This window comes from Halobellus sp. MBLA0158, assembly GCF_041477585.1.
Classification (GTDB): domain Archaea; phylum Halobacteriota; class Halobacteria; order Halobacteriales; family Haloferacaceae; genus Haloquadratum; species Haloquadratum rubicundus.
The window spans coordinates 1,649,701-1,669,401 of the sequence record NZ_JBGNYA010000001.1 but is presented as its reverse complement, the minus strand read 5'-3'; the positions used below and the strand labels follow the sequence as shown (position 1 = coordinate 1,669,401).

At 68.6% G+C, this 19,701-nt stretch carries 20 protein-coding genes and 1 tRNA gene; 11 read left to right on the top strand and 10 right to left on the bottom strand.

All coding sequences use genetic code 11. The annotated features are described in order from the left end of the window. Positions 1–145 precede the first annotated feature (145 nt). On the top strand, positions 146–1,372 hold the full coding sequence (locus OS889_RS08600; protein ID WP_372389068.1) for a DUF4367 domain-containing protein: 1,227 nt from the start codon (positions 146–148) through the stop codon (positions 1,370–1,372). 64 nt (positions 1,373–1,436) lie between these two features. Here OS889_RS08600 and OS889_RS08595 read toward each other — a convergent pair whose 3' ends face one another. Further along, a complete protein-coding gene (locus OS889_RS08595) occupies positions 1,437–1,649 on the bottom strand; it encodes a hypothetical protein (protein WP_372389065.1) in 213 nt (70 codons plus the stop codon). An 83-nt stretch (positions 1,650–1,732) separates the two neighbouring features. On the opposite strand from OS889_RS08595, the gene OS889_RS08590 reads away from it, so the two are divergent. After that, on the top strand, positions 1,733–1,891 hold the full coding sequence (locus tag OS889_RS08590; RefSeq protein ID WP_372389063.1) for a hypothetical protein: 159 nt from the start codon (positions 1,733–1,735) through the stop codon (positions 1,889–1,891). A 187-nt stretch (positions 1,892–2,078) separates the two neighbouring features. Here the strand turns inward: OS889_RS08590 and OS889_RS08585 are convergent, their stop codons facing one another. Further along, positions 2,079–3,101, bottom strand: coding sequence for an ATP-binding protein (locus OS889_RS08585; protein ID WP_372389061.1), 1,023 nt, complete (start codon positions 3,099–3,101; stop codon positions 2,079–2,081). A 206-nt stretch (positions 3,102–3,307) separates the two neighbouring features. On the opposite strand from OS889_RS08585, the gene OS889_RS08580 reads away from it, so the two are divergent. Both OS889_RS08580 and OS889_RS08575 read left to right on the top strand, forming a co-directional pair. After that, positions 3,308–3,670, top strand: a complete 363-nt coding sequence (locus tag OS889_RS08580; RefSeq protein WP_372389060.1) for a DUF7522 family protein — start codon at positions 3,308–3,310, stop codon at positions 3,668–3,670. Positions 3,671–3,768: 98 nt separating this feature from the next. Further along, entirely contained in the window at positions 3,769–4,263 is a 495-nt protein-coding gene (locus tag OS889_RS08575; protein ID WP_372389059.1) for a hypothetical protein, read from the top strand. A gap of 191 nt (positions 4,264–4,454) precedes the next feature. On the opposite strand, the gene OS889_RS08570 is transcribed toward OS889_RS08575, so the two are convergent. The 4 genes from OS889_RS08570 to OS889_RS16820 all read right to left on the bottom strand — a co-directional run bounded on the left by OS889_RS08570 (position 4,455) and on the right by OS889_RS16820 (position 6,156). Next, positions 4,455–4,634, bottom strand: a tRNA-Trp gene (locus OS889_RS08570). Between the two features lie 41 nt (positions 4,635–4,675). Further along, the gene (locus OS889_RS08565; protein WP_372389058.1) at positions 4,676–4,900 is read right to left on the bottom strand and encodes a DUF5795 family protein; all 225 of its coding nucleotides are present in this window, start codon (positions 4,898–4,900) and stop codon (positions 4,676–4,678) included. 65 nt (positions 4,901–4,965) lie between these two features. Next, entirely contained in the window at positions 4,966–5,940 is a 975-nt protein-coding gene (locus OS889_RS08560) for a DUF5794 domain-containing protein (RefSeq protein WP_372389056.1), read from the bottom strand. 6 nt (positions 5,941–5,946) lie between these two features. Continuing rightward, positions 5,947–6,156 (bottom strand): DUF8099 family protein, encoded by a 210-nt coding sequence (locus OS889_RS16820; protein ID WP_502356984.1) that lies wholly within the window; start codon positions 6,154–6,156, stop codon positions 5,947–5,949. 430 nt (positions 6,157–6,586) lie between these two features. On the opposite strand from OS889_RS16820, the gene guaB reads away from it, so the two are divergent. The 3 genes from guaB (at position 6,587) to OS889_RS08545 (ending at position 9,199) form a co-directional block, all read left to right on the top strand. Further along, entirely contained in the window at positions 6,587–8,086 is a 1,500-nt protein-coding gene (gene guaB / locus OS889_RS08555; protein ID WP_372389054.1) for an IMP dehydrogenase, read from the top strand. Between the two features lie 187 nt (positions 8,087–8,273). Beyond that, positions 8,274–8,873, top strand: coding sequence for a response regulator transcription factor (locus OS889_RS08550; RefSeq protein WP_372389051.1), 600 nt, complete (start codon positions 8,274–8,276; stop codon positions 8,871–8,873). A 182-nt stretch (positions 8,874–9,055) separates the two neighbouring features. Beyond that, on the top strand, positions 9,056–9,199 hold the full coding sequence (locus OS889_RS08545) for a DUF7503 family protein (RefSeq protein ID WP_372389048.1): 144 nt from the start codon (positions 9,056–9,058) through the stop codon (positions 9,197–9,199). A gap of 1 nt (position 9,200) precedes the next feature. On the opposite strand, the gene OS889_RS08540 is transcribed toward OS889_RS08545, so the two are convergent. From OS889_RS08540 to OS889_RS08525, 4 genes are all read right to left on the bottom strand, one after another. Beyond that, positions 9,201–11,417, bottom strand: a complete 2,217-nt coding sequence (locus OS889_RS08540; RefSeq protein ID WP_372389046.1) for a hypothetical protein — start codon at positions 11,415–11,417, stop codon at positions 9,201–9,203. A 64-nt stretch (positions 11,418–11,481) separates the two neighbouring features. After that, positions 11,482–12,303, bottom strand: a complete 822-nt coding sequence (locus tag OS889_RS08535) for a DUF7504 family protein (protein ID WP_372389043.1) — start codon at positions 12,301–12,303, stop codon at positions 11,482–11,484. A 136-nt stretch (positions 12,304–12,439) separates the two neighbouring features. After that, on the bottom strand, positions 12,440–13,606 hold the full coding sequence (locus tag OS889_RS08530; protein WP_372389041.1) for a pyridoxal phosphate-dependent aminotransferase: 1,167 nt from the start codon (positions 13,604–13,606) through the stop codon (positions 12,440–12,442). Beyond that, positions 13,603–14,091 (bottom strand): Lrp/AsnC family transcriptional regulator, encoded by a 489-nt coding sequence (locus OS889_RS08525; RefSeq protein WP_372389039.1) that lies wholly within the window; start codon positions 14,089–14,091, stop codon positions 13,603–13,605. The genes OS889_RS08530 and OS889_RS08525 overlap by 4 nt, the downstream gene beginning before the upstream one ends. Before the next feature lie 114 nt (positions 14,092–14,205). Between OS889_RS08525 and OS889_RS08520 the strand changes: the two genes are divergently transcribed. The 4 genes from OS889_RS08520 to OS889_RS08505 are packed head-to-tail and all read left to right on the top strand — an operon-like array spanning position 14,206 to position 19,700. Next, positions 14,206–16,035, top strand: coding sequence for a DUF7408 domain-containing protein (locus OS889_RS08520; protein WP_372389036.1), 1,830 nt, complete (start codon positions 14,206–14,208; stop codon positions 16,033–16,035). Beyond that, positions 16,035–18,389 carry a VWA domain-containing protein gene (locus OS889_RS08515; RefSeq protein WP_372389033.1) on the top strand — a complete coding sequence of 785 codons (2,355 nt, stop codon included), beginning with the start codon at positions 16,035–16,037 and terminating at the stop codon, positions 18,387–18,389. Before OS889_RS08520 ends, OS889_RS08515 begins: the two co-directional genes overlap by 1 nt. After that, a complete protein-coding gene (locus OS889_RS08510; protein ID WP_372389031.1) occupies positions 18,386–18,766 on the top strand; it encodes a copper transporter in 381 nt (126 codons plus the stop codon). Before OS889_RS08515 ends, OS889_RS08510 begins: the two co-directional genes overlap by 4 nt. Beyond that, positions 18,756–19,700 (top strand): DUF7502 family protein, encoded by a 945-nt coding sequence (locus OS889_RS08505; protein ID WP_372389029.1) that lies wholly within the window; start codon positions 18,756–18,758, stop codon positions 19,698–19,700. The genes OS889_RS08510 and OS889_RS08505 overlap by 11 nt, the downstream gene beginning before the upstream one ends. The last annotated feature ends 1 nt before the right edge of the window (position 19,701 follow it).

Sequence of the window (19,701 nt, the reverse complement as noted above, 5' to 3'; positions counted from 1 at the left end):
CGAAGTCGTCGGGAAGGGGATGCCTGCGGACGCGACGGGGCTTCGGTCGCTGTCGGGCTCGGTTCTGGGCCTTTCTCGGGGAGTCTTGTCAGACAGTCACACGCTGAATTAAACTGTTCCCAGCCCAACGGTTCCCAAGAGACCTATGGGCGGGTGCGACGACAGCCGCACGAGAATCCGGTCGCGACTCCTCCCGATACTCGTCGTGACCGCGCTGATCGCGGCGAGCGGGTGCAGCGCGTACGTGGCGCCGTCGAACGCGAGCGCGGACCTCCCGACGAGAACCGAGGCGGCCGACCGCTTCGCGTCGCTCCAGACGCTCGACGCGACGGTGACGACCGTCCAGACGCGGAACAACGAGACCGTGACAACGGTGGTTCGGAAACGCCACCGCCTCGATCCGTGGGCGTACCGCGACCGGGTGCTCTCCGTGAATCAGACCGAAGGCGCGAGGGCGCCGCTCGTGGCCGAGGGCGGAGTCGTCGTCGTGAACGCGTCGACTCTCGCGTTCTACGATCCGGCCTCGAACCGACTCCACAGGGCCACGATACGGGGGAGCGACGGCTCCGAGGAGCCGCCGTACCCGCGGCTCGTCGGCGCGGCCCGTAGCGGGCGGAGCGTCGCTCGGCCGACCGTGACCCCCGGCGTGTCGTCGTTGCCGCGCGTCCCCGTGGACGCCGGCACCGACTCGGAGGAAAACGGGTCGACGTCGTACCGCGAGGGGAACGTCACCGTCGCCTACGCCGGCACGGAGAGGGTCGACGGGCGGCAGACCTACCGCCTGGAGGTGACGCCGACCTCGACGGCGATGTCGCTTCGGTCGCAGACGCTGTGGCTCGACGCCGAGTACCTCTACCCGATCAAGCGACACACCGAATTCACGGCCCACGGCGACCGCTACGAATACACCATCACGTATCGGAACGTCACGTTCAATCCGACGCTCGAACCGGACATCTTCCGGCTCGGTCCCGATGAGGTCCCGGAGAGCGCTCGTCGCGTCCAGTCCGAGTCCTACGAGTCGGCGGCGGCGATGGCCGAAGCGATTACGTTCCCGGTGCCGGAGCCCACCGTCCCGGAGGGGTTCGAGTTCGAGTCGGCCTCGTACCGGTCGACAGATCCGGAGTTCGCCACGCTCCGATACGAACGTCCGAACGCCGAGGCCGACATCACCGTCTCGGTGTTCGGGACGGTCAGTAACGACACCTCGGGGACGCCGGTCCAAATCGGCCCCCACGAGGCCCGGCGCGTGCGGTCGAACGGGACGACCGCGATCGAGTGGGTCGCCGACGGCTACACCTACCGCGTGAGCGGCGGGGTCGATGCCGACACCCTCGTGCGCGTGGCGCGCTCCGTCGCCGAAACCGCGTGAGCGCGGACCGCCGGGAGGATTTCGTTCGATCCGTCGGTTCGCCGGTCGCGTCTCACTCGATCGGTCAGTTCCGTCGCCACTCTTCGGGAAGCCGCAGCCAGAGCGGCCTGAAGATCCCGTAGAACGACCCCACGACGACGACGACCGCGACGACCGCCAGCTCGGCACCGGAGAGGTGCAGGACGTCGAACGCCAGCCGGAGGACGACGAGGACGGCGAGTCCCCAGATCGCCAGGGCGACTCGGTGCTTCAGACTCAGCCCCGAATCCAGAAACATACCGCGATTCAGTGGCTCCACCAACCTAAACGTTGGTCGGACCTCCCGAAGAGGCTTTGATCGAATCGAGCGTAGCCGCACCTATGGATTCGAGCCCCTCCACCGAGAGCGCCTTCGGCCTGCTCGCGTACTTCGTCTTGCTGCTCGTGGCGGTGTTCGTCGGCCCGCTCGAAGCCGCACTTGGGGCGGTTCTCTACTGGCTCTTCGGAGACGACACGGGCCGACAATCGAGCGGTCGTTGACCTCTGTTCGGGGTCGAGATCGCGCGTGTCTGTGATAAAGGCGAACGCCCCGCGATTCCGCTGGGAGGCGAATCGGCCTTCGCACGAGCGGCGCGCGACCCTAGGCGCGATCGGGCTGTTCGAGTCGGATCCGCACGACGGTCCCTTCGGGGTCGTTCTCTCCGAACCGGATCTCCCCGTCCGATTTCTAGACGATCCACTGGGCGAGCCAGAGGCCGAGCCCGCTCGCGTGATCGAGGTGCGTCTCGTACCCCCGCTCGATCGTCGCGATCTCGTCCCTGGAGATCCCCGGCCCGTTGTCGGCGATCCGGATCTCCACGGGCGCGGACGCGGAGGTCGATTCGACTTCGATCCGGACCCTCGGCGCGTCCTTGTCGTTGTGTTCGATCGCGTTTTCGAGCACGCTCTCGATCGCCGATTCGAGCAGCGGATGGGCGTACACCGTTCGCCGGTCCTCGGAGACCGACAGATCTAGTTCGATGGAGGAATCGGGGTAGTCCCGCCGGATCCGATCGGCACACGTCGTGACGAGGTCCGCGACGTCGAAGGCTTCGCGATCGAACTCACTGGCGTTGAACAGCCCCTCGATGTCCCTGGCTTTCTCCCCCAGCGCGACGACGTCGGCGGCGCGCCGTTTGATCGTCCGGGCGACGTCATCGGTGGCGACCGCGTTCTCGGTGGTGACCGCATCCTCGGTGAGGAGATCGGCGTACCCCAGGATGACGTTCGCGCTGTTCCGGATGTCGTGGCGGAGGACGCGGTTGAGCACGGTGAGCTGGCTGTTTAGCCGCCGGATCTCGGTCTTAGCAATCTGCTGTCGGGTGTCGTAGATCCCGACGACGAATCCGATGATGGCGCCGGCCGAGACCAGATTCGCGACGTTGGTCAGCGGGTCGTGTATCGCACCGCCTTCCGCCAGGTCGTGGAGGATCGTCGTGGCCGCGATGAGCCCCAGCGCGAGGACGCCGATGCCACACCAGATCCCGACGCGCAGGACGTACTCGCCCGCGACGTCCCGCCGCCACAGCCAGAGGCCGCCGATCAGCACGCCGGCGGAGTACCCCATCGGGATCAAAATGCCGTACAGGAACGTCCAGACGTTCTCGTTGGGGTCGAGGAGGTGACGGGCGTGAAACGAGAGGAGCGCGATCGCGATGCCGAAAACGATGGCCAGTCCCAGACGGGCTTTCGCCCTGCGTGAAAGAGTCATCTGGCCGTCCGAAACTGTAGATTGCTCGCCCATATTAACCTTGCAGTTTCGAACCCCTCGACGGCTCTCGGTCGCCGTACCGTCGGTTCGGGATCGACGTGTCACGCTCACAGACCGAAGCGGGCGGGGATTCCCATCTAAATTGGCTCGGCCCCGGGACCGCTCCTGTCACTCAGATTTTTCATCATCGACGAGGGAGTGAACGTATGTCCGACGTTGCCGAGGCCGTTCGGGATTTCGAGGGGTACACGCCACGCGTCGTCGCGGACCTACAGAACGTGGACTTCGAGATCGAGTATATGCGTGAGGACGTCGAGGCGCTCTATTCGGACGTCGAGCTCGACGAAGCCTACCAGCTCATTATGGGGAACCTCGTCACGAGCGACGATTTCAAATCGCTCATCGGCGAGCAGGAGTGCCGGGTCCAGACGCTGTTCTTCGACGAGATCCTCGTGTTCATTTTCCCGTCCGAGCGCTATCAAGCGGTCTTCGCCTCCTTCGATTACGAGGAGGACTTTCCGGTGAATCAGTTGGTCCAGGCGGTCACGGGGATCACCTCAGAGGAGTAGCGTCCTCCACCATCCACGACCGACCGGGAGAGAGTGGTGACCGCATAAGGTCCACGCTCGGCAGAGGGCTTATTCGATACCCAACGCTACCCGACAGTATGCCCTCCTCCTTCGTTCGAGCCGAGCCCTTCCAGGCGCTCAAGCTCGCGGCCGTCGTCTGTGTGGTCGCGTTCGGACTGCTCAGCTTCGTCGACGTCTTCCCCGGACAGGAGCTGAACGGCCTGCTGTTCCTCGCGTTTTTCCCCGTCGTACTCGCCGTCGTGGTCGGCACCGAAGCGCTGCTCGCGGCCTACCGACTCCTGCGTGCCGAGGACCCGATCGCCCGCCTCACGGACAGACGCGCGTACACGGCGGTTCGCGCTATCGAGGCGGTCGTGGCCGTCGTCGCACCGGGCACGTTCTACGTCCTCGTCGTTCGGATCGGCGGCGACGTCGCCGGGCCGGGGGCCGTCGGACTCCTGTTCGTCGGGGTCGGCCTCGCGGGCTCGGCCTACGGCTCGGTGATACTGCGGACGCTCGCCGAGTACTACTACCACCGCAAGCGATATCCGCCGTCGAGGGCGGACGAGCGGGCCGGCGGCCTCGCGGAATGAGCCGACACACCCGCCAGTGAGCGGTCTATGGGCTGCGCGGACTTGGTCAGGGATCGCGGAGTATGTATCCCGGCAGGCGCGGATTGGAGTCGATTCGGGGTTCATATCAGTTTGCAAATACCCAGGTAGGTATATGTACTTCCCCGAATATAGGTTTGTAGACAAGTCTACGTGGTTGTTTAGCGCAAGAATGGGGCCGGAGGGATTTGAACCCCCGATCGACTGATATCTCCGGTACGCGCCTCGGTACTCCAGAGGGTCGTCAACGCGGACCGATGATCAGTCGGCCGCTCGGTATATCAGTCTGGAGTGTCGTCACCGGGCGCCAAGCCTCTGGAGTCAGTCGCCATGCCGGGCTTGGCCACGGCCCCTGTGTGTGCATCCGACCGTATGCCGATACCACATAAAGGAATTACGATCGGTCGGTGTCCGACCACGCGCAGTCCTGGCACTTGTAGGCGGTGACGAACTCCGTCACGCTCGGCATATAGCCCACCGAGATGACGTTGCCGCCGCAGTCGGGACACTCCATCTCGGCGTCCTCGATCGGTTCGGCTTCCAGCGGCGGTTCGCCCTCGACGAGTTCGGCGAGTCGTTCGGGCGTGACCATCCGGCCTTCGACGACGCGGTTGCTCATATCCCGGCAAAGACGCCGACCGTGGTAAATCCGTCGCGCGCGGTCGTGGATGGACGGGCGACCGATCAGAGCCACGGCGCCCGCGAGTCACCGGAGTCGGGGTAGCCGTAGCCGACGTCGCCGCCCTCGGAGGACTCGTCGGCGGAGTCGTCGTCCCAGTCGCCGCCGTCCGCGACGGCGCCGGACGGTGCCGGTCGGCGCGACTCCGCGTCGACGTCCGACGGGACCTCGGGTTCGGACTCGGGCTCAGATTCGACCGCCGGCTCCGACGCGTCCTCGGCGGCCGCAGGCGCCTCGTAGTCGTCGGCGTCGGCCGCCGGATCGAACGCGAAGAGCGCCGTGACGCCGAGGACGCCGAGCGCGACGGGCGCCTGGGTCGGCAGCAGCCCCAGGACGTCGATCGCGAGCATTCCGAGCGCGACCGAACTCCCGAACCGGAAGAGGTCGAGGTCGACGGCGCCGCGGAGCCGCGGGGCGAAGAGCGCGACCGCGAGCGCGAAGCCGACGCCCACGCCGGCGGCCGCGACCGCGCGGGCGACCGTCTCCAGGTTCGGGGTGACGACGAGCGACGCGCCGCTGAGGTTGAGGCTCGCCACCAGCCCGAGGCCGATGATGATGCTCGGGGAAGGGAGGTACTCGCCGACCTTCGCGGAGGCCGTCTTCGCGGCGACCGCGAGGATCACGAGGCCCGCGAAGCGGTGGAAGACCTGGAAATCAAGCACCGTCTTCAGAGTCTCCGCGAAGAGGGCTTCCAGGCCCGCGATCGGGAGCAGGACGGCGCCGAGGATCAGCACCGAGGTGACCTGCTCGCGGCGGGAGCCGTCCATCTCCGCGAGGATGACCGCGACGGTGGCCGAGCCGCCGAAGATCAACAGCCCGGTCTCGACGATACCGAGCGGGCTGTTGAGCGTCCCCGCGATGATGAGCGCGGGGAAGATGCCATCGACTAACGGCAGTGCCATCACCGTCGCCAGGAGTCGGGTCGCACCGCCGACCTGCTGCTCAAGCCGGAGCGCGACGGGGTGTCGTGAGACGCTCATTCGGGACTAACGGCCGTGACCATCGGCCAAACGGCGATACGGGCGCAAGCCCGACGAGACGGCGCCGGGCTGCCCGAGCACTCCGAGCGAGTCTGACGCGGGGAGCGTCCAGTTCCCGCGTTTGAAATTCTGCATCGCTGTAAATGTAAAGGCGGCATCGAAGTGGGTGGTCTGCTGACCCGCGATGCGCGATGCAGAGGGACACTCGGAGTCCATACACGAAACGTATCGGAGTGGGATATTAAGCGTTGTGTGGGACGGCTGCCCACGGTTATGTATCTCTTACACTCACGTCGGCAGAGCGGCGGCGATTGTGAAGTAATACCGACCGAGAGGTGACGTATCGAAACATCGCACGCGGGCGGCCGGCAGATATTGCGCTGACTCGCGGCGGTTTTCCTGATGTTATCGTAGTGTTTGCAAGTCTTCACTCACTCGATCGCACGCTGGCGTGCGATCCGATATGTGATCAGTTGCAACCGCTACGATAATCGCCGCCCGAGTCCGTTCGCAGAGGCTCGTCGCGCTCGGGCTTTCGGTGCGGAATATGTGCATATGTGTGCGTATTTCTACCAGCTACGTGCCAACGATCTCCACGGCCGTGTCGACTCGCAACGCTTTAGTCGGTCGCCCCTGGACCGTTTATATGGCGAACGACGTTTCCGACCGCGGTCCGTTCTCGGAGAAACTCCAGGTACCGGAAGCGCTGACGTTCGACGACGTACTCCTTCGACCGAAGGAGAGCCGGGTCGAACCCGACGCGGCCGACGTCTCCACGCGCGTCTCGAAGAACGTCGAGCTGAACATCCCGATCCTCTCGGCGGCGATGGACACCGTCACCGAAAGCGGGATGGCCATCGGGATGGCGCGCGAGGGCGGCCTCGGCGTCCTCCACCAGAATATGGACAGCGAGAGGATGGTCGCGGAGATCGAGGCCGTAAAGCGCGCCGACGAGCTCGTGATCCGCCGCGAGAACGTCGTGACCGCCCGGCCCGAACAGACCGTCCGCGAGGTCGACGCGATGATGGAGCGTGAGGGCATCTCGGGGGCGCCCGTCGTCGCCGACGACGACACCGTCCTGGGCATCATCTCCGGCACCGACATCCGACCCTACCTGGAGGTCGGCGAGTCCGACGAGGTCAGAGAGGCGATGACCGACGAGGTCATCACCGCCACGCGCGAGGTGTCCGCGCGCGACGCGCTCGAACTGATGTACGACCACAAGATCGAACGCGTCCCGATCGTCGACGACGACGAGCACCTCGTGGGCCTCGTCACGATGCAGGGCATCCTCCAGCGGCGCGAGCACGAGAACGCCGCCCGCGACGAGGACGGCCGGCTCCGCGTCGGGGTCGCCGTCGGCCCCTTCGACGCCGAGCGCGCCGAGGCCGCCGACGAGGCCGGCGCCGACGTGATCTTCATCGACTGCGCGCACGCGCACAACCTCAACGTCCTCGACAGCGCCCGCGAGATCAAGTCTTCCGTCGAGGCCGACGTCGTCGTCGGCAACGTCGGCACCCGCGAGGCCGCCGAGGCTGCCGTGGACTTCGCCGACGGCCTGAAGGTCGGCATCGGGCCGGGCTCGATCTGTACCACCCGCGTCGTCTCCGGCGCCGGGATGCCGCAGATCACCGCCGTCGCCGAGGTCGCAGACGTCGCCGCGCCCGAGGACGTCCCCGTCATCGCCGACGGCGGCATCCGCTACTCCGGCGACGCGATCAAGGCGATCGCCGCGGGCGCCGACGCCGTGATGCTCGGCTCGTACTTCGCCGGCACCGACGAGGCGCCCGGCCGCGTCATCACGATGAACGGCAAGAAGTACAAGCAGTATCGAGGAATGGGCTCTGTCGGCGCGATGAAGTCCGGCGGCGGCGAGCGCTACCTCAAAGAGGAGGACGAAGACGAGGAGTTCGTGCCCGAGGGCGTCGAGGCCGCGACCCCCTACAAGGGCACGCTCGCCTCCGAGCTCCACCAGCTCGTCGGCGGGATGCGCTCGGGGATGGGCTACGTCGGCGCCGAGACCATCCCGGCGTTCAAGGAGCGCTCGGAGTTCGTCCGCGTCTCCAGCGCGGGCCAGACCGAGGGCCACCCCCACGACGTGATGATCACCGACGAGGCGCCGAACTACAGCCCCGACGGCAACTGAGGCGATCGATCCCGATCTTCCCTCCCGGATTGCCCTGACTGACCGCGAACTGAATCCGAACTGACCCTGGACTGACCCCGGACTGGCCGACCGTCTCCGGCACCGCACGGCTCACAAGGGGTATCTTGATATGCCCGCGGAGTGGAATCAGTGGTATCGGTGTACTCGACACGCCGCGACCCTACCAATGAGCGCTGACTCGCCGCTGGTCCTCGTCGTCGAAGACGAACCGGACCTCGCCGATCTGTACGCAACGTGGCTGAGAGACGAGTATCGCGTCCGCGTCGCCTACGGGGGCCGCGAGGCACTCGAACAGCTCGACGACGAGGTCGACATCGCCCTGTTGGACCGCCGGATGCCCGACCTCTCGGGCGACGAGGCCCTCGAAGCCATCCGCGAGCGGGGCGTCGACTGCCGCGTCGCGATGGTGACCGCCGTCGAACCCGACTTCGACATCTTGGAGATGGGCTTCGACGACTACCTCGTCAAGCCGGTCTCGCGGGAGGCCCTCAAGGAGACGGTCGAGAACCTCCTCCTCCGGAACACCTACGACGAGGGCATCCAGGAGCTGTTCTCGCTGGCCTCCAAGAAGGCCCTCTTGGAGTCCGAGAAGGATCCCGTCTCCCTGGAGAACAACGAGGAATACCAGGAGCTCTCCGAGCGCGTCGCCGAACTCCGCTCGCAGCTCGACGAGACGCTTACCCAGTTCGGCGACGAGGACGATTTCACTGCGGTGTACCGCGACATCGGCGCCGACGCCGGTCCCGACGACGACACCTCCGCGTAGTCGGCGAGCGAGCGACCTGATCTATCGCTTCGAGTATCTGTTGTAGCGCTTCGACAGCTCCCGAGAGCCACTCTCGGCGCTGTGCGGATTTTTCTACTCCGGTTTTCGACTAAAATAATGTTATATTATATCAGAAAGTGTCAGAAAATTTTATTTTAAAACGCGCCGAGGTACCAATCGTCATGTCCGACAATGACACCAACGCTGTCGCACAGTACCTCGCTGACCACCCCCGCGCGATGGGCGTCCTGTTCACCGCGCTCCTTCTGCTATCGCAGGCTGGCTCGGTCGCCGCCGGTAACCACGTTGGTATCTCCGGCCCCTAATTCATAGCGAATCCAAGTCGATATCGCTACTCCAGAAGAGTTCGTCGTTGATTATTACTGGAATATTCTCCATCGACAGGAAGTCGGCCAGCCCCGGCTTAGAGACCTCGAATACGTCGGCGGTCCCTGATGAGAGGAAATAGCGATCTCCGCTGGGCAAGTACGGGCTGACGAGACTCCCCAGTCCAAACTCCGATGCGGGATACGTAATATATTCTAGTTGATATGTGTCGGATTCAGTATACACTTTACAGACGTTCGGGAACGCAGCCTGTACTTGGGCGACGGAGAATCCACCGTCTCCGACGACGATGTAGTCCTCGCCGATGACGCTATCGTACTTGGCTAGATCCAACGACGCCCGGATCGGGAAGCCGTAGTTCAACAGCCGGGCCAGACTTCGCCCGATGTCGACCGCGCCGCTGTTGATCACGTCGTTGAGCGTAACGATGCCCGCGATGGCGCCGCGTTCGATCAGTTCCATCCCCTGCTCGTAGGACTGGCAAGCGTTGAGGAGGAACGAGTCGACGCCGATGGACTCGACGGTGGTCACATCGAGCGCGCCGTCGGGACACTGGAAGCCGTCGTCGTCGATGTGGCCGATGTAGTGGAGGAACTCCGCGTCCGTCGCGAGCACGTCCCGGAGTTCCTCGACCGAAAGCTCGTAGTGGGTCCGCACGTCGAACGGCAGTTCCTCGCGGGAGCCGTAGACCGATTCGACCGCCTCCCGCTCCTCGGCCATCCGCGGGTCGTTGCAGACGACGGTGATGCCGATGTCGCCCTCGATCGGCTCCCGATCGAGGCGGTTCCGATACGCCTGCAGCGACGCCTTGCTCGCGCCGATGGGGATGCCCTCGCCGAGCCACGCGTGCTCCAGCGACTCCGCCTCGGGCGGCTGGACGTACGTCGGCCGGTCGGCGGGTTCGACGCGCTGGCTCCGGGTGGCGCTGCCGGCGCTCCGCGTGAACTCCGCCGACGACGTCGCCGACGGCGAGGGCGGCGGCGACGAGGGCGTCGTCGGTCTCGGCGGCGAGCCCCGGCGGAGGAACTCCCCGACCGCAGTCGCCTGCGCGTCGGAGCCGTCGGTCGGCTCGGTGTCGGGCGTCCGCACCACCCCGAGGTCGTTGGCGACGAACGGGAGCGACTCGACGTTCTCGGCGGTCGGCGCGACGTGTGCGGTGAGCTTCCACTCGGGGACGTGCGGTTCGAGCACGTCGTAGGGGACGTCCAGGTACGCGTCCAGTTGGGCGCCGATCGACCGCCCGTACAGATCCGCGAAGTCCAGGTCGAGGTCGGCCGCGAGCGCGTCCCGTTCGTGGAGGTCGACCTCGTAGTAGCCCTCGGTGCGGGTGAGACAATCGAGGAAGAACGTCTGTTTCAACACCCGCTCGACCGACCGCTCGAAGCCGTCGGGGCCGTCGAGGTCGTGGGTGAACCCCGCGTCGGTCACGATCCGCGGCCGATCGCCGGGCACGACGTCCGCCCCGAGGTAGTACGCGAGCGGCGCCGCGGCGTAGACGTGCCGCTTGGTCTCGGGGAGTTCGATGACGACGCCCGTGTCGGGAGTCGAGAGCCCGTCGGGCGCCTCGAAGCGCGCGCCCCGCTCGATCAGCGGCGGATGCCCCCGGAGCGTCGGGTACGAGCGCTCGACGCTCGTCGTCTTCAGGGCCGAGCCGAGCAGCGAGGCCGCGCGCATCATATCGCGGGGTCGGTCGGTCGTCCGGATCGTCGCGGCCGGGCGCTTGTGGTGGGACCGCGCCCCGACCAGGACGTCGGTCGGCTCGTCGAACTCGATCCGGGTCCGGGTGGCGTCCGAGACGACCCGGAGCGGCGCGTCCACGCGGAGGTAGAGCTTGATCGGCGCGAACAGTTCGACGCTGTATGTCCCCGCCGGAAACGACTCGTCGGCGAAGTGTTCGGCCTGCGCCAGCATCTCGCCGTCGCCGTCGCGGACGCAGACGGAGACCACCGTTTCGAGGTCGAGCCGGTCGGTTCGGACGCGCACCGCCGCGTCGGCGGGGAACCGGAACGCCTCCGGATCCGCCGGGCGCAAGCGGGTGGACTCGGACGTCGTGAGCACGAACTGGCTCCGCTCGATCGGGTCCGAGACGACGACCCCGCTCCCGTCGGTGGGGGTGCCGAACTCGATCCCGAGATAGCCGTCGTCATCGGCGGCGGCGTCCGTGGCCGGTCGTCTGCCGCGTCCGAACCCTGCCATTATGCCAACACATCACGCACGCGGCAAAAAGCGTACTGGTGCGTCGGCCGTGCGCCGGCGGTCGTCAGGCCGGCGGCTCATCGACGGGGAGCCACTCCGACGTGACGTCGGCGTCGCGGAAGTGCCAGCGCTGCTGGGGTTCGGTCCCGTCGAGCCGCAGTTCCACGACGGCGTCGAAGAGCGGGGCGAGGAGACGGGTGGTCTCGTCGTCGAGCGGCTTCGGGAGGCGGACGTGGCCCATCCCGTCGACCCGACGGATGTTGTTTGCGAGGACGTGGAGGAACCGGAACGCGGTCGGTTCGTCGTACGCCGACAGCAACGAGGTCGTGCAGTCGAAGGCGACGCGCAGTTCCGCGGGACCGAGGCCGCCGGCGAACTCGGAGAGCTCGCTGATCGCCGTCCCGACCTCGACGCCCAGTTTCGCGGCGGGGCCGTCGACCGTCACGGCGGCGTCGGCGTATCCGTCGATCCGGCCGGATCCGGGGGCGGGAGCGGACCCCCGATCGTTCGTCCGCCCGATTCCGGGGCCGTTCGGGCCCGTGTCCGGGCCGACGGACCGCCCACTGTCCGAGCCGTTTCCGCGGCTCTCTGCGGCTGCCGACCGGCGGGGATCGGCGTCCCAGCGGAACACCCGCGTCCACTCCGGCGTCCACCGGTCGACGTCCGTGAACCGAACCTCGGGGCTCTCGCCCCCCTCGACGACGACCCGGCGACGGTTCTCCGAACTATCGCCGAGCATACAGCCCGAGACGCGAGCGTAGACCTCTTCGGGGACCGACCCGACGACCAAGAGCGCGCTCCCGCGCGATTTCAGCTCGTCGAGCGCGGTCGCGACGCCCACGGTGGCACCGACCCCAGTCCCGTCGGTACCGCCTCCAGTATGCATTCGTCTCAACGCAAGACGGCCTCCCAAATAATACTTTGTGAACTGAAATGTCGTGCGCCGTCGGTCGGATGGCCCTCGCCGTGGACTGTCGGTCCCGTCGGGCTCCGAACGGTTCCGCGGACCGGATCGGACGATGTCAGTTCGACGCGACGAACGACTCGATCCGGTCCAGCGCGGTCTTCAGTTCCGGCATCGCCGACGCGTAGGACACGCGCAGGTGGCCCTCGCCCCCGCTGCCGAAGACGCGACCGGGCACGAGCGCGACGCGCTCCTCGCGGATGAGCGCCTCCGCGAACGCCTCGTCGTCCTCCCAGCCCGGCGGGCACTTGGGGAACACGTAGAACGCGCCCTTGGCCTCGAAGCAGTCCATCCCGAGGTCGTTGAACCGCGAGATGACGAACTGCCGCCGCCGGTCGAACTCCCGGCGCATCTCCGCGACGGCGTCGTCGCAGGACTCCAGCGCCTCGATGGCGGCGAACTGCGCCGTCGTCGGCGCCGACAGCATCGTGTACTGGTGGATGCGGTTCATCGCGTCGATCACCTCCGGGGGCCCGAGCGCGTAGCCGAGGCGCATCCCCGTCATCGCGTAGGCCTTCGAGAAGCCGTTGAAGACGACGGTCCGCTCGCGCATCCCCGGCAGGGTCGCGATCGAGACGTGCTCGTCCTCGTAGCGGAGCGCGGCGTAGATCTCGTCGGAGAGGACGAAGATGTCGTGCTCGCGGGCGAACTCCGCGACCTCCCGGAGCTCGCTCCGGGTCATCACCGCGCCCGTGGGGTTGTTCGGGTAACAGAGCACGAGCACCGAGGCCTCGGCGGCGCCGGCGCGTTCGAGGTCGTCGTAGGTGAGGGTGAAGTCGTTCTCCGCGCGGGTCGGCACCGACACGACGTCGCCGCCGGCGAAGGTCACCGTCGGCCCGTAGGAGATGTACGACGGCTGCGGCACCGCGACCGCGTCGCCGGGGTCGACGAGCGCCCGCATCGCGAGGTCGACCGCCTCGCTCGCGCCGGCGGTGACGAGGATCTCCTCGTCGGGGTCGTAGTCGAGGTCGTACCGCGTGACGTGGCAGGCGATCCGCTCGCGGAGGTCCCGGCGGCCGCGGTTGGCCGTGTACGAGGTCCGGCCCCGCTCCAGGGAGTCGATGGCGGCCGTCCGGGCGGCCCACGGCGCGGAGAAGTCGGGCTCGCCGACGCCGAGCGAGACGATGTCGTCCATCTCCTCGGCGAGCTCGAAGAACCGCCGGATCCCGGAGGGCGGGGTCTCCCGCGCCCGCTCGGAGAGCGGGCTCGACGCCTGCTCGCTCATGGCGAGACGGCGAGCCGGTCGTCGTCGTCGCCGTCGCCGAAGTAGACGCCGCGCTCCTTGTACGTCGTCATCACGAAGTGGGTGACCGTCTGGGTCACCTCGGGGATCGGCGCGATCTGTTCGGAGACGAAGTTCGAGACGTCGTGCATCGAGTCGCCCTCGACGTCGACGGCGAAGTCGTAGCTGCCGGAGATGAGCCGGAGCGAGGCCACCTCGGGGAAGCGCGCGATGCGCTGGGCGATGTCCTCGTAGCCGGTCTCGCGGTCGAGTTCGACGTTCAGCTCGACCTCCGCGCGGACGTGTTCCTCGTCCACGTTGTTCCAGTCGACGACCGCCTGGTAGCCGCGGATCGCCCCCTCGGCCTCCAGCTCGTCGACCAGCTCCTCGACCGTTGCTGCGTCTACGCCGAGTTGTCGCGCGATGTCCTCGGTGCTCTGTCGAGCGTCGCTCAGCAACAGGTCGAGCAGTTCCCGCTTCGCTTCCATATGGGAATCGAAGCGGCCCCCGTTGAAAGGGTTTGCTCTCTGTTTTCGGCCGTCCCTCGGGCCCTCCGACGCGGTGGGAAAGGCCCAATACCCCGGCGGTCCGCCTCCATCACGATGGCCCTCTCCGACGTCTTTCTCTCCCCGCTCGGGCTCGCGGCCCTCCTCGCGGCGGTCCCCGTCCTGATCCTGTACCTCGTCCGACCCGACCCGCGCCGGGTGACGCTCCCGACGCTCCGGTTCCTCTCGGACTCGGCGGGCACGTCGTCGTCGCGGCCACTCCTCGAACGGCTGAAGCGGAACGCGCTCCTCATCTTCCAACTGCTCGCGATCGCCCTGTTCGCCCTCGCGCTCGCGGCGCCGTACGTCGCCGTGCCCCAGTCCGAGACCGTCGAGGAGACGGTGATCGTCCTCGACGCCAGCGCGAGTATGCAGGTCGAATCCGGCGGAACGACCCGCTTCGACCGCGCGGCCGCGGCCGCCCGCGACGCCGTCACCTCCCAAACTTCGGTCGTCCTCGCCGACGGGAGCGCGACGATCGCGCTGCGGGCCGGGACCGCGGCCGACGCCGAGGAGACGCTCGCGAGCGTGTCGGCTTCGGACGCCCCCGGCGACCTCCGCACGGCGATCTCGCGGGCGACGAGCCTCGCGGGCGACGGCGCACGGGTGGTGGTCCTCAGCGACTTCGCCGGCGGCACGGGCGGAGAAAGCGAGTGGCGGACCGCCGTGCAGGCGGCCCGCGCCCGGGGGCTCGCGGTCGACCTCCGGCAGTTCGCCCGCGGCGGCGCCGACAACGTGGGCATCGTCGACCGGGAGTTCTCCGGCGAGGACGTGACCGTCACGGTCCAGAACTTCGGCGCCTCGGAAGCGAGCCGCGAGGTCTCGCTCGCCGGCGAGACCCGGTCGCTCTCGCTGGACGCGGGCGACGTCCGGAGCGTCACCTTCCCCATCCCCGCCGACGGCGGCGAGATCCGGCTCTCGCCCGGCGACGCGTTCCCGACCGACGACGTCGCCTACGTGGCCGCGCCGGCGGACGCCGCCGTCGACGTCCTGCTCGTGACCAACGACGAGAACCGCTACCTCTCGACGGCGCTGTCGGTGATCGACCCCGTCGAACTGACCGTCGTCGAGCCGCCCGGACAGATCCCGAGCCCGTCGGAGGACGCCTACGACGTGGTGCTGTACAGCAACGTCGACGGCGACGCGCTCCGGGACGACCACCTCGCGGCCGGCCGACAGGCGCTCGCCGCGGGCGGCGGCGTCGGGATCCAGGCCCAGCCGCGCTCGTCGTTGCCCGCGGACCGCTACGGCGACCTCCTGCTCGTCTCGCCGTCGGGGATGGGCTCGAACCCGACGCTCGCGACGCCCTCGGACGCCGACCTCACGCGCGACCTCACCTTCCCGCCGCCGGAGCGGTACGTCCGCGGCGAACTCCGCTCCGGCCGGGCGCTGCTGTCGACGACCGACGGGACGCCCATCGTCGCGACCGCGTCGCGAGACGAGGGACGGATCCTCTACTACGGCTACCTGGAGTCGGCGTCGTCGTTCAAGTACGACTACGAGTACCCGATCTTCTGGAAGCGGAGCGTCTACGAGCTCGCCGACCGGCGGTCGCTCGCGGAGCTGAACCGCGAGACGGGCGAGCGGCTCCGCTTCGGCAACGAGACGCGCGTCGAGACCCCAGACGGAGAGGTCACCGCGAGCGCCGTCGACGCGGCGGACGCGGGCTTCTACGTCGCCGACGGCGAGCGGTACAGCGCCTCGCTCCTCAGCGCCGCCGAGTCGGACGTGGCCGCGGCGTCGATCGAGGAGACGGGCGGCGGCGGCCCCTCGACCCGGACCGAAGAGCGGACCGCGCCGGACCCCATAACCGAGTTCGTCGCGCTCGGCGTCCTCGCCGTGGCGCTCGGCGAGGTGGCCTTCCTGCGCCGACGGGGTGACCTCTGATGGTCGGCGTCGAACTCACGGAGGGGCTCTCTGTCGGCCTCGCGCGGCCGCTGTTCCTGCTCGCGCTTCCCCTCGGCGTCGCGGCGCTGTGGGCGCTGATCTTCCGCGGGGCGTCGGGGACGGCCTCCGAGGGGTCCAGGCGCTGGCTCTTCGCCGCGCGGGTCGCCGTCGTCGCGCTCGTGGTGCTCTCGGCGGCGGGACCGTACACCGTCCAGTCGCGGTCGACCGCGGGCGATCCGAGCGTGACGCTGCTCGTCGATCGCTCCGACAGTATGGCCGTCTCGCCGAACGTCGCCGACCGGCTCGCCGAATCGATCGAGGACGCGGGCGTCTCGGTGCGGCGGGTGCCCGTCGGCGCGGACGCCTCCTCGCCGGTCGGCGACGCCGTCGCGGCGAACCTCCGGGAGAACGGCAGCGTCGTCCTCCTCAGCGACGGACGCGTCACGAGCGGCCAGTCGCTCGCGGGCGCGACGGAGCTGGCCCGCGAGGTCAACGCGACCGTCTCCGTGGTCTCGCCCGAGCCCCGGACCAGGGAGCGGTACGTGACCGTCGAGGGGCCCGAGAAGGCGAGCCTCGGCGTCGAGAACCGCTTCGCCGCGCGCGTCGACGGGGTCGGCCCCAACACCTCGGCGACGCTCACCGTCAGGGTCGACGGGCGGGTCGTCGCCGAGCGGACGACGAACGACGTGCCGGCCGTCGTGGGATTCAACCACACGTTCGCCTCGACCGGGAGCCACACCATCACCGCCGAGATCGACGTCACGGACCGCTTCGTCGCCAACGACGTCGCCCGGAAGACCGTCCGCGTCGTCGAGCGCCCCGAGGTCCTCTACGTCTCGCCCGGCGACTACCCCTTCCGCGAGTACCTCGGCGAACTCTACGACGTGACCACCGCCGAGCGCGTGCCCGAGAACCTCTCGTCGTACTACGCGGTGGTCGTCCAGGACGCGCCCGCGGACCGGATCGGCAACGTCGACCGCCTCCAGGAGTTCGTCATCGACGGCGGCGGCCTCGCGGTCGTCGGCGGCCCCAACTCCTTCGAGGCCGGCGGCTACCGCGGGTCGGCGGTCGGATCGATGCTCCCCGTCTCGGTCGGCGAGGGCCAGCGCCGCGCGACGAACATCGTCCTCGCGGTCGACGTCTCCGGGAGCGCCGAGGAGGGGATGCGGATCCAGAAGTCCGCGTCGCTTTCGGTCCTCGAACAGCTCGGCGACGAGAACGAGGTCGGCCTCGTCGGCTTCAACTACCAGGCGTATCGGGTCAGCGCGATCGAGCCGCTGTCGCGGAACCGCGACGAGCTCCGGGACAAGATCCGACGGCTCCGCGCGGGCGGGGCGACCGACATCGCCTCGGGCGTCCGCGGCGCGGCCGAACTCCTCGGGGACCGCACGGGCACGGTCATCCTCGTCAGCGACGGCGGCGACAACCCCCAGGAGGCCGCCGAGGCCGCGGCGCGGCTCTCCGACCGCGGCATCCGCGTCATCACCGTCGGCGCGGGCGAGCGGATCAACGAGCGGACGCTCACCACCATCGCCGGCGCGGGCGGCGGCAGCTACTTCCGCGCCACGGAGGCGACCAAGCTCGGCATCCTCTTCGGGGGCGCGGGCGCCGCCGGCGGCTCGGGGCTCGTCGTCCTCGACCGGAGCGCCTTCGTCACCTCCGGCGTCACGCTGACGGCGTCGCCGGCCTCGTTCAACGACGTCACCGTCCGCTCGGGCGCGGACTTCCTCGTCGCCGGGAACAACGGCCAGCCCGCGGTCGCGACGTGGCGCTACGGGCTCGGCCGCGTGGCGACGGTCACCGCCTACGGCGAGGACGGCACGCTCGACGGCCTGCTTCGGGAACCCGACTCGCTGCTCCTGACGCGGACGACGAACTACGTCGTCGGCGACCCCGAGCGGAAGGCGACCGGGATCACCGGCGTCCCCGACACCCGCGTCGGCGTCCCGACGACCGTGACCTACCGCGGGAGCGAGCGCCCCGAGATCGGGAACGTCTCGTTCCGCCGGGTCGGCGCCGAGACCTACCAGGCGACGCTGACGCCCGAGGAGACGGGCTACTTCCGCGTGGGGAACGCGACGTACGCCGCGAATTACCCCGCGGAGTACGCCGCGTTCGGCCCCGCGCCCGAACTGGAGGCGCTCGTCGACGACACCGGGGGACGCGAATTCTCCGCCGGGGAGGGACAACAGATCGCGCGCTTCGCGGCCGAGCGCGCCCGCGGCGTCCGGCCCGTCAGATCTGACTGGACCTGGCTCCCGCTGCTCGTCGGACTGCTCGCGTTCACCGCCGAGGTGAGCTACCGGCGGCTTCAAGTCCGTCGCCGGAATACGTCGGACGGAGGCCTCCCGTGAGCTTCGTCGGCCGCCGCCTGAACCTGGTGCTCGTCGTCGTGCTGGCGGTCCTCGCCGTCGGGACCGTCGGAGCGACGGTGCTGTATCAATCGGGCGTCTCCGCGGTGGAGACCCAGAACGAACAGCTGCGCGCGCAGAACGAGCAGCTCCGCGAGGACCTGCGGTCGGCGCGCGAGCGGATCGACACGCTCCAGTCGCGCGTCTCGGAGCTGGAAGACCGGGCGGAGTCCCTTCGGAGCACGCTGCAGACGCAGAACGAGACGCTCGTACAGGTGCGGGAGGAACGGAACGGATACCGAAGCGATCTCGAATCGCTCTGCGAACAGTGGCGGCAGGAGCGCGACACCGTCCCGGAGGAGTGTGAGGATGTCGAGTGAGAAGCTCGAAGAGAGCGACGGGGCGATCCCCGCGGGCGCGGACGGATCCGACGCCGACGCGTCGACCGCGCGCGTCCGCGACGCCCTCGCCGAGGTCCGCCGCGAGGTGCGGAAGGCCGCCGCGGTCTACGCCGTCGTCGACGCGGCGCTCGTCGCGCTCGCGGCGAACCTCCTGCTCTCGCTCTTCACGCCGGCGGCGCTCGACGCCTACCTCGGCCTGCCGGGCGTCGCCTACGCCGCGCTCCGGAGCGTGCCGCTGATCGGCGACGTCGCGCCGCGGGCGGTCCAGGCGACCTCGCTCGTCGCCGTCGCGCTCGGGCTCGCGACGTTCGCCGCCGAGTACCTGCTCCGCCTGCGCGAGCCGCTCGTCGAGCAGTTCGAGGCCGCCAATCCCGAAGTGCGCGAGGCGCTGCGGACCGCCCGCGACGCCGTCGGGGACCGGAGCGAGACCCCGATGGCCCGCCGGCTCTACGACGACGTGATCGCCCGGCTCGAATCGACCTCGACCGGCGAACTGGTCGCGACCCGCCGCGTCGCGGTCACGGTCCTGCTCGTCGTCGTCGTGAGCCTCGCGAGCGTCCAGGTCGCGCTCGTGAACCCCGATCTGGGCGGCCTGCTCGGTCCCGACGACGGCGCGGGGATCGAACAGCCCGAGGACGACGACCTCCAGGACGGCGACCGGATCCTCGGCGACAGCGAGGACGTCCAGGCCGGCGACGACCTGGAGAACATCACCGTGACGGGCAGCGGCGAGCCGATCGGCGACGGCGCGACCGCGCCGGGCGGCGACGGGTACGGAAGCGGCGGCGGCAGCGGGGAGTTCGAGAGCCAGCAGGCCGGCTTCGCCGGCAGCGAGCGGATCGAAGACGCCGAACTGGTCCGGGAGTACAACCTCCGGATCAGGGAGATCGACGACGAGGAGACGGACACCTAAC

Coding starts and splice junctions, on each gene's coding strand:
- OS889_RS08595 (WP_372389065.1), bottom strand. CDS start 1,649: ATGTTTCTGGATTCGGGGCTGAGTCTGAAGCACCGAGTCGCCCTGGCG.
- OS889_RS08535 (WP_372389043.1), bottom strand. CDS start 12,303: ATGCATACTGGAGGCGGTACCGACGGGACTGGGGTCGGTGCCACCGTG.
- OS889_RS16820 (WP_502356984.1), bottom strand. CDS start 6,156: ATGGACTCCGAGTGTCCCTCTGCATCGCGCATCGCGGGTCAGCAGACC.
- OS889_RS08550 (WP_372389051.1), top strand. CDS start 8,274: ATGAGCGCTGACTCGCCGCTGGTCCTCGTCGTCGAAGACGAACCGGAC.
- OS889_RS08575 (WP_372389059.1), top strand. CDS start 3,769: ATGCCCTCCTCCTTCGTTCGAGCCGAGCCCTTCCAGGCGCTCAAGCTC.
- OS889_RS08600 (WP_372389068.1), top strand. CDS start 146: ATGGGCGGGTGCGACGACAGCCGCACGAGAATCCGGTCGCGACTCCTC.
- OS889_RS08585 (WP_372389061.1), bottom strand. CDS start 3,101: ATGACTCTTTCACGCAGGGCGAAAGCCCGTCTGGGACTGGCCATCGTT.
- guaB (WP_372389054.1), top strand. CDS start 6,587: ATGGCGAACGACGTTTCCGACCGCGGTCCGTTCTCGGAGAAACTCCAG.
- OS889_RS08590 (WP_372389063.1), top strand. CDS start 1,733: ATGGATTCGAGCCCCTCCACCGAGAGCGCCTTCGGCCTGCTCGCGTAC.
- OS889_RS08505 (WP_372389029.1), top strand. CDS start 18,756: ATGTCGAGTGAGAAGCTCGAAGAGAGCGACGGGGCGATCCCCGCGGGC.
- OS889_RS08560 (WP_372389056.1), bottom strand. CDS start 5,940: ATGAGCGTCTCACGACACCCCGTCGCGCTCCGGCTTGAGCAGCAGGTC.
- OS889_RS08580 (WP_372389060.1), top strand. CDS start 3,308: ATGTCCGACGTTGCCGAGGCCGTTCGGGATTTCGAGGGGTACACGCCA.
- OS889_RS08540 (WP_372389046.1), bottom strand. CDS start 11,417: ATGGCAGGGTTCGGACGCGGCAGACGACCGGCCACGGACGCCGCCGCC.
- OS889_RS08525 (WP_372389039.1), bottom strand. CDS start 14,091: ATGGAAGCGAAGCGGGAACTGCTCGACCTGTTGCTGAGCGACGCTCGA.
- OS889_RS08545 (WP_372389048.1), top strand. CDS start 9,056: ATGTCCGACAATGACACCAACGCTGTCGCACAGTACCTCGCTGACCAC.
- OS889_RS08530 (WP_372389041.1), bottom strand. CDS start 13,606: ATGAGCGAGCAGGCGTCGAGCCCGCTCTCCGAGCGGGCGCGGGAGACC.
- OS889_RS08565 (WP_372389058.1), bottom strand. CDS start 4,900: ATGAGCAACCGCGTCGTCGAAGGCCGGATGGTCACGCCCGAACGACTC.
- OS889_RS08520 (WP_372389036.1), top strand. CDS start 14,206: ATGGCCCTCTCCGACGTCTTTCTCTCCCCGCTCGGGCTCGCGGCCCTC.
- OS889_RS08515 (WP_372389033.1), top strand. CDS start 16,035: ATGGTCGGCGTCGAACTCACGGAGGGGCTCTCTGTCGGCCTCGCGCGG.